Annotated in this window: 12 protein-coding genes; 9 read left to right on the forward strand and 3 right to left on the reverse strand. The window is 67.9% G+C overall.

What is annotated here, in order from left to right; genetic code table 11:
• Window positions 1-22: 22 nt before the first annotated feature.
• Window positions 23-730 (forward strand): helix-turn-helix domain-containing protein, encoded by a 708-nt coding sequence (locus ACZ6YV_RS34615; protein ID WP_465513611.1) that lies wholly within the window; start codon window positions 23-25, stop codon window positions 728-730.
• A gap of 159 nt (window positions 731-889) precedes the next feature.
• Here the strand turns inward: ACZ6YV_RS34615 and ACZ6YV_RS34620 are convergent, their stop codons facing one another.
• Window positions 890-2398 carry a fatty acyl-CoA synthetase gene (locus ACZ6YV_RS34620; protein WP_465513612.1) on the reverse strand — a complete coding sequence of 503 codons (1509 nt, stop codon included), beginning with the start codon at window positions 2396-2398 and terminating at the stop codon, window positions 890-892.
• Window positions 2399-2471: 73 nt separating this feature from the next.
• Here ACZ6YV_RS34620 and ACZ6YV_RS34625 point away from each other — a divergent pair, with 73 nt between their 5' ends.
• The 4 genes from ACZ6YV_RS34625 to ACZ6YV_RS34640 all read left to right on the forward strand — a co-directional run bounded on the left by ACZ6YV_RS34625 (window position 2472) and on the right by ACZ6YV_RS34640 (window position 5753).
• Window positions 2472-3377 carry an aldose 1-epimerase family protein gene (locus ACZ6YV_RS34625; protein ID WP_465513613.1) on the forward strand — a complete coding sequence of 302 codons (906 nt, stop codon included), beginning with the start codon at window positions 2472-2474 and terminating at the stop codon, window positions 3375-3377.
• Window positions 3377-3874 carry a GNAT family N-acetyltransferase gene (locus tag ACZ6YV_RS34630; protein ID WP_465513614.1) on the forward strand — a complete coding sequence of 166 codons (498 nt, stop codon included), beginning with the start codon at window positions 3377-3379 and terminating at the stop codon, window positions 3872-3874. Before ACZ6YV_RS34625 ends, ACZ6YV_RS34630 begins: the two co-directional genes overlap by 1 nt.
• Window positions 3875-3885: 11 nt before the next feature.
• Window positions 3886-5115, forward strand: a complete 1230-nt coding sequence (locus tag ACZ6YV_RS34635; RefSeq protein ID WP_465513615.1) for an amidohydrolase — start codon at window positions 3886-3888, stop codon at window positions 5113-5115.
• A 68-nt stretch (window positions 5116-5183) separates the two neighbouring features.
• Window positions 5184-5753, forward strand: coding sequence for a hypothetical protein (locus ACZ6YV_RS34640; protein WP_465513616.1), 570 nt, complete (start codon window positions 5184-5186; stop codon window positions 5751-5753).
• A 75-nt stretch (window positions 5754-5828) separates the two neighbouring features.
• Here ACZ6YV_RS34640 and ACZ6YV_RS34645 read toward each other — a convergent pair whose 3' ends face one another.
• The gene (locus ACZ6YV_RS34645; RefSeq protein WP_465513617.1) at window positions 5829-6095 is read right to left on the reverse strand and encodes a hypothetical protein; all 267 of its coding nucleotides are present in this window, start codon (window positions 6093-6095) and stop codon (window positions 5829-5831) included.
• A gap of 236 nt (window positions 6096-6331) precedes the next feature.
• Entirely contained in the window at window positions 6332-7477 is a 1146-nt protein-coding gene (locus ACZ6YV_RS34650) for an acyl-CoA dehydrogenase family protein (protein WP_465513618.1), read from the reverse strand.
• Window positions 7478-7580: 103 nt separating this feature from the next.
• Between ACZ6YV_RS34650 and ACZ6YV_RS34655 the strand changes: the two genes are divergently transcribed.
• From ACZ6YV_RS34655 to ACZ6YV_RS34670, 4 genes are all read left to right on the forward strand, one after another.
• Complete coding sequence (locus tag ACZ6YV_RS34655) at window positions 7581-8183, forward strand: TetR/AcrR family transcriptional regulator (protein WP_465513619.1); 603 nt, start codon at window positions 7581-7583, stop codon at window positions 8181-8183.
• 43 nt (window positions 8184-8226) lie between these two features.
• On the forward strand, window positions 8227-9168 hold the full coding sequence (locus ACZ6YV_RS34660; protein ID WP_465513620.1) for a carbohydrate kinase family protein: 942 nt from the start codon (window positions 8227-8229) through the stop codon (window positions 9166-9168).
• A gap of 192 nt (window positions 9169-9360) precedes the next feature.
• A complete protein-coding gene (locus ACZ6YV_RS34665) occupies window positions 9361-10677 on the forward strand; it encodes a citrate synthase (protein WP_465513621.1) in 1317 nt (438 codons plus the stop codon).
• 114 nt (window positions 10678-10791) lie between these two features.
• Window positions 10792-12141 carry a cryptochrome/photolyase family protein gene (locus ACZ6YV_RS34670; RefSeq protein WP_465513622.1) on the forward strand — a complete coding sequence of 450 codons (1350 nt, stop codon included), beginning with the start codon at window positions 10792-10794 and terminating at the stop codon, window positions 12139-12141.
• Window positions 12142-12191: the final 50 nt, after the last annotated feature.

Consider the following 12191-nt stretch of genomic DNA (forward strand, 5'->3'; position numbering starts at 1 on the left):
TCGGCGGTCGAAGGGAGTGGACATGGTCGACTCGGCCCATCTGCTCCCGGTCGCGCGGGCAGCGCAGGTGCTGGACGTTTCGCGAGAGCGCGTCCGCGAACTCGTGCACGGTGGAAGACTTGAGGCGATCCGGATCGGCCGTGACCTGCTGGTCGACGCCAGGTCGGTCGAGCATCGGAAGAGTGTGGTGAAGCCCGCCGCGGGCCGGCCGCTTTCCGCGCGGATGGCCTGGGGGTTCCTGTGGTCGTTGAGTGGTCATCGCCCGTCGTGGATCTCGCCGTCCGAACGGGTCCGGCTCAACCGCTACGCACGGGAACGCGAGCCCGCCCAATGGCCGCGCCTGCTCTCCGGTCGCGCGCGCGTGTACCGAGTGCGGATGCTTGCAGGGCCGCTCGCGCGATTGCGGGAAGACCCGAACGCTGTCGTCAGCGGTCCCGCCGCCGCTGGGCACTACGGTGCCGATCTGATGGCGGGCGGAGCGGACGAGGAGTTCTATGTGGACGTCGCCCGGTTCGACGAACTCGCGCGGTCACGGCGGCTTCGGCTGGACAGCGCGGAGCCCAACGCGGTGATTCGTGTTCCGGCTCTTCCCGATGTTCTGCGTCCGGCGGGGTCAGGTGGCTATGCGATCCCGGCCGCCGTCGCGGCAGACCTGCTCGATGCCGGAGATGAGCGTTCTGCTGTTGCGGCACAACAACTTCTCACCCGTTTGGGCGAGGTGGTCTCGTGAGTGGCGAAGGTGGGGGTGTGTGGAAATAGGGACGTTTGAGTGTCCCTATTTCCACACACTCCTCACCCTGAGTGACAACTCGCGCCCTCGTCGACCCGACACCTTTGCCTTACCCCTCAATACAACCCTGCGCACGGCCGGTCGAGTCGAAGCGGGTCGCTAGACGCCGATCGCCGACGCGGAACCGCCGAACCGGTGCCGCAGTTCGCGTTTGAGCAGTTTCCCGGACGCGTTCTTCGGCAGTTCGCCGACGAAGTGCACCGACTTCGGCACCTTGTGCGCCGCCAGCGACTTCTTGGCGAACGCGATCAACTCCGCTTCCTCGACGGACTCCTTCACCACGACCACCGCCGCGATCGCTTCGATCCAGCGGTCGTGTGGCAGGCCGACGACGGCGACCTCGGCGACGGCGGGATGCGCGTACAGCGCGTCTTCCACCTCGCGCGACGCGACGAGCACGCCGCCGGTGTTGACGACGTCCTTGATCCGGTCGACGACGAACAGGTAGCCCTCCTCGTCCTGCCGCACCAGATCGCCGGAGTGGAACCAGCCGCCCGTGAACGCCTCCACCGACTCCTCGGGCTTGCCCCAGTAGCCGGTGCACAGCTGAGGGGAGCGGTACACGACCTCGCCGAGTTCGCCCGGCGGTAGGTCGTTCATATCGGTGTCCACGACGCGCGTCTCGACGAAAAGGACCGGGCGGCCGACGGAATCCGGCCGCGCGTCGTGCTCTTCGGGACGTAGCACTGTCGCGAGTGGACCGATCTCCGACTGTCCGAAGCAGTTGTAGAAACCGACTCCCGGCAGCTGTCCGCGGAGCTTGGTCAGCACCGGCACGGGCATGATCGAAGCGCCGTAGTAGGCCTTGGTGAGGCCGCTCAGATCCGCGTCCGCGAGGCCGGGATGGTTCGCCAGTCCTACCCAGACGGTCGGCGGGAAGAACAGGGAAGTGACGCCCTGGCGCGGGATCCGCGTGAAGATGTCGCCGAGATCGGGTGTCTCGACGAGGTGGTTCGTCGCCCCGACAGCCAGCCCCGGCATGAGGAACACGTGCATCTGCGCCGAGTGGTACAGCGGCAGCGCGTGCAGCGGCACGTCGCGGTCGCTCAGGTCGAGGGCGGCGATGCAGGACGAGTACTCGTGCACCAGAGCGCGGTGGGTGAGCATCGCGCCCTTCGGCCGGGAAGTCGTCCCGGACGTGTAGAGCAGCTGGACGAGGTCGTCGTCGGCGACCCCGGATTCCTCGTGCGGGACGACGGTTTCGTCGAGTGCCCAGCCGAGAATGTCCGAAGTGGACGCGTGATCGGACGCCACGTGCTCGGCCAGCGCGGGGTCGACGAACGCGACGGCGGGCTCGGACTGCGTGAGCAGGTACTCGAGCTCTTCGCCGCGAGCGTTGAAGTTCACCGGCACGTGCACCAGTCCGGCCCGCGCGCAACCGAGGTACAGCAACAGGTACGCGTCGGAGTTCTTGCCGAAGGCCGCGACGCGGTCGCCGTGGACGAGCCCGCGCTCGAGCAGCTTCGCCGCGACCCGGCCCGCCGCGCTGTCGAGCTCCGCGTACGTCCACACGCGATCGGCGAAGGTGAGCGCGACCCTGCCCGGGACGCGCCGCGCGCTCCGTTCCAGGACGCGGCCGACGGTGCTGGGGTAACCGGGAACGGTCATCGCGGCGGTCTCCTTCGTCCGGGCGTGGCATTCCCAGCCTACGTCGCAGAAGGTCGCCGGTAACCTCGTCCGCATGGCCAATCCCACCGGAGAGCAGTTCGAGATCACCCGCGGCAACGCGCGCGCCGTCATCACCGAGATCGGTGCGGGGTTGCGCGCGTTCGAGGTCGGCGGGGTGCCCTACGTCGAGGCGTTCGCCGAAGACGAGAAGCCGCCGAAGGGCGCTGGGCAGGTCCTGCTGCCCTGGCCGAATCGCACCAAAGGCGGCCAGTGGGTCCACCAGGGCGAGAAGCAGCAGCTCCCGATCACCGAGGAGGCACGCGGCAACGCGATCCACGGCCTGACCAGGCACGAGGAGTGGGAGCTGCTGGAGCACGCGGAGTCGTCGATCACCCTGGCCGTCGACGTCCCGGCGCGGGAAGGCTGGCCGGTGCCGCTGCGCGCGACGATCACCTACGAGATCTCGCCGCGCGAGCTGGTCGTGACGCACGAGATCCGCAACGAGGGCGAGAGCCCGATCGGCGTCGGACTCGGCACGCACCCCTACTTCCGCATCGGTGACGTGCCCACCGACGAGCTGACCCTGACGCTGCCCGCGAGCCGGGTCCGGCCGTACCTCGGCGACGAGCAGATGCCCTACGCCGAGGAGCAGGACGTCGAGGGGACCGAGTACGACTTCAGGTCCGGCAAGCTGCTCGAAGGCGTCGACCTCGACACGGCGTTCGGCGGGCTGAGCGTCGCCGAGGACGGCAACCACCACCACGTCCTCTCCCACGGGGAGCAGGAACTGGTGGTCTGGACCGGGCCGGACTTCCACTGGGCGCAGGTGTTCACGCCGGACGACCTGGTCGGCCGTGGCCGGGCGGTGGCGATCGAGCCGATGACCTGCCCCGCCGACGCGCTCAACACCGGAACCGACCTGATCGACCTGGAGCCCGCGTCTTCGTGGACCGGGAGCTGGGGAATCCGGGTGCGCTGATGACATCACCGTCGCCGCCGCCGCTCCGGCTGGGGCCCGTGGACGCGGGCGAAGTGCTCACGCTGCAGCGCGCGGCGTACGTCCCGGAGGCGAGGGCGCACGAGAACATCGACCTCCCGCCGCTGCTGGAGACCCTCGAACAGACCGAGAAGGCCCTGGGCGATCCAGCGTGTTTCGCCTGGGGCATCAGGGAATCCGGACGGCTGGTGGCGGGCGTCCGGATCGTCGTGGACGGTGGCGCCGGCCTCGTCGGCAGGCTCATCGTGGCCCCGGACAGGCAGGGACACGGGCTCGGCAGCTTGTTGCTGCTCGCCGCCGAAGCGGCCGCGCCGTCTTCGGTGACCGTGTTCAGGCTCTTCACCGGGGAGCGGAGCGTCGGCGCGCTGCGGATGTACCGGAAGCTCGGTTACGTCGAGACGCACCGGACGCCCGAGGAGCACTACGAGCTCGTCCACTTCGAAAAGCCCCGCGTGCGGACGGACGGCCCAGTTCGTTAGCGTGTCAAAGTATGTCTGACAAAGCACAGGTCAAGGCCATCGTCGGTGGTTACGTCGTCCCTGTCGACGGCGAACCGATCGACGGCGGCACGGTCCTCATCGAGAACGGAAAGATCGTCGCGGTCGGCACGGACGCCGACGTCGACGTCCCCGACGACGCGGAACTGATCGACGCCGCGGGCAGCTGGGTGCTGCCCGGCTTCATCGACGTCCACGCCCACCTCGGCGTCCACGAGGACGGCGAAGGCTGGTCGGGCAACGACACCAACGAGATGACCGACCCGAACGGCGCGCGGTTCCGGGCGATCGACGGGATCGACCCGTACGAGTCCGGCTTCGACGACGCGCTCGCGGGCGGCGTCACCAGCGTCGTCATCAAGCCCGGCTCGGGGAACCCCATCGGCGGGCAGACGATCGGCGTCAAGACCTGGGGCCGGACCGTGCTCGACATGATCTTCGCCGAGGGCGTCAGCGTGAAGAGCGCGCTCGGCGAGAACCCGAAGCGGGTTTACGGCGACAGGAAGCAGACGCCGTCGACCAGGCTCGGTGTCGCGTCGACCATCCGCGACGCGTTCACCGCCGCGCGCAACTACGCCGCCCAGCGCGACTACGCCGCCGCCGAGGGCAAGCCGTTCGACGTCGACCTGACCAAGGAGACCCTGGCCAAGGTCCTCGACGGCGAGCTGTACTGGGACCAGCACGTCCACCGCGCCGACGACATGGTCACCGCGATCCGGCTGGCGGACGAGTTCGGCTACAAACTGGTGATCAACCACGGCACCGAAGGACACCTGATCGCGGACCTGCTCGCCGAGCGGGACGTGCCGGTGATCCTCGGCCCGCTGTTCACCACCAAGTCCAAAGTGGAGCTGCGCAACCGCACCCTGCGCGCGCCCGGCATCCTCGCCAGGGCGGGCGTGCGGATCGCGATCACCACGGACCACCCGGTCGTGCCCATCAACTTCCTGGTGTACCAGGCCGCGCTGTCGGTCAAGGACGGCCTCGACCCGGAGACCGCGCTGAAGGCCCTGACCGTCAACCCGGCCGCGATGCTGGACCTCGACGACCAGGTCGGCTCGCTGAAGCCGGGTCTCGACGCCGACGTCGTCCTCTGGTCGGGCGACCCGCTGGACGTGATGAACCGCGCGATGCGGGTGTTCGTGCGTGGGCGTGAGGTCTACCGCTTCGACGAGGAAGCCGGGGTGGGCGTCACCGAGGAGCGGCGATACCGCGAAAGCTGACTTTCGCTCTTGCCATGACGAGTGACCCTGTGCTCTCATGTGTTACACATGGGGAGGGTGTGTAACACATGAAGCGCTGGGTCTTCGTCCTGGTCGTCGGTATCGGGTTCTTGGTCGTCACGTTGCTGTTCTCGCGCGAGGATCCGAATCTCATCAAATGCGGCGGCAAGATCATGTCCCCCGGGGACGTCTGCGAGACCACGAAGAACGGTCGCAGCACCGGCGAGGACACGTACGCCGAGATGAAGGCGGCCGCCGAATCCCGGGCCGAGACGTTCCGCAAGCACGGACTCTGGATGGCCGGGGTTGGGGTCGTGCTGACCGGTGTGGGAGCGACGATGCTGATTCGCGGGAAGCGCCGCAAGGCGCGTGACCTCGTCGCCGCCGGGCAGAACGCGGGGTCGGGATTCCCGCGGCAGCAGGCGTTCCAGTCACAGGGATACCAGCAGCAGGGATATCAGCAGCCGCACGTCGCCCAGGCTGTTCCGCGGTACCCGCCAGGACAGCCTGGGCCTCAGTGGCAGCCCGGGCCGTATCCGCCTCAGGCTGGATGGCCGCAGCAGCCGGGTGGTCCGCCACAGCCGCAGCAACCGCCGCCGGGTGGTCCGCCGCAGCAGTTCGGCCCGCAGGGGTACTGAGGCCGGCCGCGACCGGACTCGCATGACGTGAAAGCCACTTTCGCAACCTTCAACGTTGCGAAAGTGGCTTTCACGTCATTCAGGGCGGTCCCGTCGCGTGAGTTGCGAGCGCGCAAGCGCGACGCTGCCCGCATGAAGGGACCTGATCTGCCTCCGCCCGACCAGGGGTTGACGGTCGAGCAGTGGCGTCACCGATGGCCTGTCGCTGTCGAGAGAGCGGAGCTGGTCGGCGGAGTGATGCTCTTCGTCGGTGAGTTCGACGCGCGTGACGTCGAGATCGCGGAACGCACCTACCCCGGGCGACGAGTGCTGCTCACCGAGGTCGGAGACATCGAGGTGCATCCAGTCGCTCGTGAGTGGCGTTTCGGGTTATTGAGGGGTAAGGCAAACCTGGCGTGTTTGTGGACGGTGTCGGTGACTCTGCGCGACACCGGGTCGTTGGCCTCGACTGTGTGGATTTTGGTGCGTTGGATGACCAGAAATCCACACACTCCTCACCCTGAGTGACAACTCGCGCCCTCGTCGACCCGACACCTTTGCCTTACCCCTTCTAACCAGCCTCGCCCTTCACGCGGCCGTCAGGCTTTCCGGAGTTCCCGCGCGATCACCATGCGCTGGATCTGGTTCGTGCCCTCGAAGATCTGCGGCACCTTCGCCTCCCGCATGTACCGCTCCACCGGGAAGTCCTTGGTGTAACCGGCACCGCCGAGGACCTGCACCGCGTCGGTGGTCACCTTCATCGCGCCGTCGGTCGCGACGAGTTTCGCGATCGACGCCTGCCGCTGGAACGGCAGCCCGCGGTCGCGGCGGCGGGCGGCGTCGAGGTACATCGCGCGCGACGTCTCGACGGTGGCGGCCATGTCGGCCAGCAGGAACTCCAGGCCCTGGAACTCGATGATCGGCCGCCCGAACTGAGTGCGGCCCTTCGCGTATTCGAGGGCTTCGTCCAGCGCGGCCTGTGCGAGGCCGACAGCGCACGCGGCGATGCCCAGCCGCCCCGAGCTGAGCGACGACAGCGCGATCTTCAGGCCCTGGCCCTCTTCGCCGATTCGCCGGTCGGCGTCGACGGTGGCGTCCTCGAACATCAGCTGCGCGGTGGTCGACCCGGTGAGGCCCATTTTCCGCTCGGGCGGCGCGGCCGAGAGGCCCGGCGTCGCCGCGTCGACGAGCAGGCAGCTGATGCCCTGGCCGCCGTCGTCGCTGGTGCGGACCATGGTCGTGTAGAAGTCGGCCTCACCCGCGTGGGTGATCCACGCCTTCGTGCCGTTCACGACGTACTGGTCGCCGTCGAGCCGCGCGCGGGTCGAGAGGGCCGCCGCGTCGGAGCCGGCGTGGGTCTCCGAGAGCGCGTACGCGCCCAGCAGATCGCCTTCCAGCATCGTGGGCAGCCAGCGGTCGCGCTGCTCGTCGGTACCGCTGTGTGCCAGCGCGAAGCAGGACATCGTGTGCACGGAGAGCCCGACGCCGACCGACATCCACGCGGCCGCGATCTCTTCGAGGACCTGCAGGTAGACCTCGTACGACAGGTCGCCGCCGCCCCACCGCTCCGCGTACGGCAGCCCGAGCAGCCCGGCCTGCCCGAGCAGCCGGAACTGCTCACGCGGGAAGTGCGCGGTCTCTTCGTACTTGCTCGCGATCGGAGCGAGTTCCTCGCGCGCGATCTCCTTGGCCAGATCGATCAGATCCTGGGCCTCGGTGCTGGGCAGCAGACGCTCCGCCGGCATGGCTCCTCCGAGCTGAACTGTACTCAAAACAGTACTGTGGGCTGATTCAGCGTACAGTAGATGGCGCTGAGGGGACACCGTCCAGGTAAGGGATAGTGATCCGATGACCGAGAGCAAGACCCCGCGCCGTCAGCCCACCGCGCGTCAGCGAGCACTGCTCTCGGAACTCGAAGCGCTCTTCCTCACCGAGGGGTTCTCCCAGTTCACGCTGGACGACCTCGCCGCCAGGCTCCACTGCTCGAAGTCGACTCTCTACGCGCTCGCCCCCAGTAAGGAACAGCTCGCGGTCAAGGTCGTCGCCCACTTCTTCAAAGGTGCCGCAGAGCTCCTGGAGGAGCGGATCGCCGGGATCGACGACGCCCGCAAGATCCTCGGGGAGTACCTCGCCGGGATCTCCGAGTACCTGAACCGCGCCTCGGCCGCTTTCATGACCGACATCGCCGAATTCGCGCCGGCGCGGGACGCGTATCAGCTCAACAGCCGCGCCGCGGCCCAGCGGATCCGGTCGTTCATCGACCGCGGCGTCACCGACGGTGTTTTCCGCGAGGTGCACGCGCGGCTGATCGCGGAAATGGCGGGCCTGATCATCGAGGGAATCCAGACCGGCGTGGTCGGTCAGCGCGCCGGGGTGACCGACGCCGAGGCGTTCACCGCTTTGTCGGAGCTTTTGCTTGGAGGAATCGCGACAAAAAATGTCCTGAACTGACAATTATGGTGGTTTCGCCGCCCTCTCGGCTAGCATCGCGCCCGTGATCGTGGTGGGTGGAGAGGCGCTGGTCGACCTCGTTCCTGGTGAACCGTTGGATTCCACTGTGGACGGTGGGTTGCGCGCGCTGCTGCCCCGGATGGGTGGTGGTCCCTACAACGTCGCGCTCGCCGCCGGTCGGCTCGGCGTCCCGACGGGCTTCCTCTCGCGCGTCTCGAACGACCGTTTCGGGGTCGCGCTGGTGGACCGGCTGCACGCCTCCGGTGTCGACACCGCCTTGCTGCAGCGGGGAAACGAGCCGACGACGCTCGCCGTGGTCGCGCTGGACGAAAAAGGTTCCGCGCAGTACACCTTCTACACCGAGGGCACCGCGGACAGGCTCGTCGGCGACCCCGGCCCGCTGCCGGAAGATGTGACGGCGCTCTCGCTCGGCACCCTCGGCATGGTCCTGGAGCCGGGCGCGAGCACGTACGAAACCGTGTTGCGCCGTGAATCCGCCCGCGGGGTGCTGACCGTCCTCGACCCGAACATCCGGGCGGCGCTGATCACCGATCCGGCGGCGTACCGGGCGCGCTTCGAGTCCTGGCTGCCGCATGTCCGCCTGCTCAAGATCTCCGACGACGACACGGAATGGCTCACCGAAGGCGCCGATCCGGTCGACTCCGCAAAGGTCTGGACCTCTCGCGGGGTCGACGCCGTTGTGCTCACCCGCGGCGCGCAGGGGTTGTCCGTCATCACACGGGCGGGGGAAATCGCGCAGGTCCCGTCACGCCGAGTCGCCGTCGTCGACACGATCGGCGCCGGTGACACCGTGCAAGGTGCCCTGCTGGCGTGGCTGTACTCGAACGAGGTACGCGACGTGTCCACTCTCGACGCCGACGGCTGGCGTACGGCGCTCGAATTCGCGGCGAAAGCGGCGTCGATCACGGTCTCGCGGAGTGGGGCGGAACCGCCGACGGCGGGCGATATGGCTTCCGCCGTGTGAACCTGGTCCCAAAGGGGCTGTTGTGAGCAACTCACCCGCTGCGCGTTGACCCCATTCTCGACTAGCGTGGAGGGGAATTCATACCCCAGCGGGGCGGTGTGCAGCGAGGCCGTGGGTCACGCGCGTGAAAGAGGGCGTACCTGTGGAACCTACAGGCGCCGCCGGCCCGTGCTGAACGTGAGAGGGACTTACATGTCCGACGCGACGACGGCTGCGGGGCAGTCCGGCGAAACCGCGACGCTGCGCCTGCCCAATGGCGAGCACGAGTTCAAGGTGATCCACCCGGTCGAGGGTGCGCCTGGGATCGAGCTGGGGAAGCTGCTGGCGACGACCGGGTACATCACCCACGACCCGGGGTTCGTGAACACCGGCGCCGCGTCGTCGGCCATCACCTACATCGACGGTGACGCCGGCATCCTGCGCTACCGCGGGTACCCGATCGAGCAGCTGGCCGGGAAGTCGACCTTCATCGAGGTCTCGTACCTGCTGATCTACGGCGAGCTGCCCACCGAGGCGCAGCTGTCCGAGTTCACCGAGAAGATCCAGCGCCACACCCTGCTGCACGAAGACCTCAAGGCCTTCTTCAGCGGCTTCCCGCGCGACGCGCACCCGATGCCGGTGCTCTCCAGCGCGGTATCGGCGCTGTCGACCTTCTACCAGGACTCGCTCAACCCGTTCGACGAACCGAACGTGGAGCTGTCCACCATCCGCCTGCTGGCCAAGGTCCCGACCCTGGCCGCGTACGCGTACAAGAAGTCCGTCGGCCAGCCGCTGCTGTACCCGGACAACTCGCTCGGCCTGGTCGAGAACTTCCTGCGGATGACCTTCGGCTTCCCGGCCGAGCCCTACGAGGTCGACCCGGACGTCGCCAAGGCGCTCGACCTGCTGTTCATCCTGCACGCCGACCACGAGCAGAACTGCTCGACCTCGACCGTGCGCCTCGTCGGCTCCTCCGAGGCGAACCTGTTCGCCTCGATCTCGGCCGGCATCAACGCCCTGTTCGGCCCGCTGCACGGTGGCGCCAACAGCGCGGTCCTGGACATGCTCGAGGGCATCCAGGCCGAGGGCGGCGACGTCGCGAACTTCGTCCAGCGCGTGAAGAACAAGGAAAAGGGTGTCCGCCTGATGGGCTTCGGGCACCGGGTCTACAAGAACTACGACCCGCGCGCGAAGATCATCAAGAACACCGCGGACGAGATCCTCTCCAAGCTCAAGGGCGGCGACCAGCTGCTCGACATCGCGAAGAAGCTGGAAGAGACCGCGCTCTCGGACGACTACTTCATCGAGCGGAAGCTGTACCCGAACGTCGACTTCTACACCGGCCTGATCTACCGGGCGCTCGGCTTCCCGACGAAGTACTTCACCGTGCTGTTCGCGCTGGGCCGCCTGCCGGGCTGGATCGCGCACTGGCGCGAGATGATCCAGGACCCGGCCACCAAGATCGGCCGCCCGCGGCAGATCTACACCGGCTCCGCCGAGCGGAACTACACGCCGATCTCGGAGCGCTGACCCCGCCGCTCACAAGCGCTATGAAAGGCCCGTTACTCGCAAAATTTGCGAGTAACGGGCCTTTCACAGCATCCGGGACTGCGCACCCCGGCGGCACCGCTTAGGGTTCCCCGGGTGACCAAAGAAGCCCCCGTAGTGCTGTGGTTCCGCCGCGACCTGCGACTGGGAGACCACGCCGCACTGCTGGAAGCCTCGAAGCACAGCAAGCACGTCCTCGCGCTGTACGTCCTCGACGACGCGCTCCTCAAACCCTCCGGCGCCCCGCGCGTCGCGTTCCTGCACGGCTGTCTGAAGGCGCTGGACGAGCAGCTCGGCGGGCGGCTCATGCTCGTCAAGGGCGACCCCGTCAAGGAGGTCGTCAAGGCCGCGCGCGAGATCGGCGCCGCGGCCGTGCACGTCAGCTCGGACACCGGCCCGTACGGTCGCCGCCGCGACGACGAGGTCAAGAAGGCGTTGGCGGAGCACGACATCGCCTGGACCGAGACGGGGTCCTCGTACGCGATCACCCCCGGCCGGGTCACGAAACCGGACGGCGACCCCTATCGCGTGTTCACCCCGTTCTACCGCGCGTGGGTGCGCCACGGCTGGCCGCGCCCCGCGGACACCGGAGAGTCCATAGTGGACTGGGTGGAGTCGCCGCGGTCGGTCAAGCTCCCGAAATCCCCTTCGCTCAAAGGCATGGAGCTGCCGGAGCCCGGTGAGAAGGCGGCGCTGGACCGCTGGCACGAGTTCCTGGACGACGGCCTCGAAACCTACGACGAAGACCGCGACCGCCCGGATCGTCCCGGCACGACAAGGCTTTCGCCGTATCTGCGCTGGGGTTGCGTTCACCCGCGCACGCTGCTGGCCGACCTGGCCGGGAACGAGGGATCCGGCGCGAAGTCGCTGCGCGGCGAGTTCGCCTGGCGCGAGTTCCACGCCGACGTCCTGTGGCACCGCCCCGAAACCGCGCGCAAGAACTACGATTCCCGTTTCGACGCCATGGAACACGAGAGTGACGACGAGGCTTTCAAGCGCTGGTGCGAGGGGCGCACCGGGTTTCCGATCGTCGACGCCGGGATGCGGCAGCTGCTCGCCGAGGGCTGGATGCACAACCGCGTCCGGATGATCGTGGCGAGCTTCCTGGTCAAGGACCTGCACCTGCCGTGGTGGCTGGGCGCCCGGTACTTCATGCAGCACCTGGTCGACGGCGATCTCGCGTCGAACCAGCTGAACTGGCAGTGGGTCGCGGGCAGTGGCACCGACGCCGCGCCGTACTTCCGGATCTTCAACCCGACCACCCAGGGGGAGAAGTTCGACCCGTCCGGCGAGTACGTCCGCCGGTACGTCCCCGAACTCCGCTCCGTTCAAGGGAAAGCCGCGCACAAACCGCAGGGGGTCAAGGACTACCCGGCGCCCATGGTCGATCACGCCCACGAACGTCAGGTAGCCCTGGAACGCTACGGCGCCATCAAAGGTACGTGAAGGCCCCCTTCATGTACCTAGGCGCAATGAAGGGGGCCTTCACGTACTTG

The sequence above is a fragment of the Amycolatopsis sp. NPDC102522 genome (assembly GCF_055584485.1).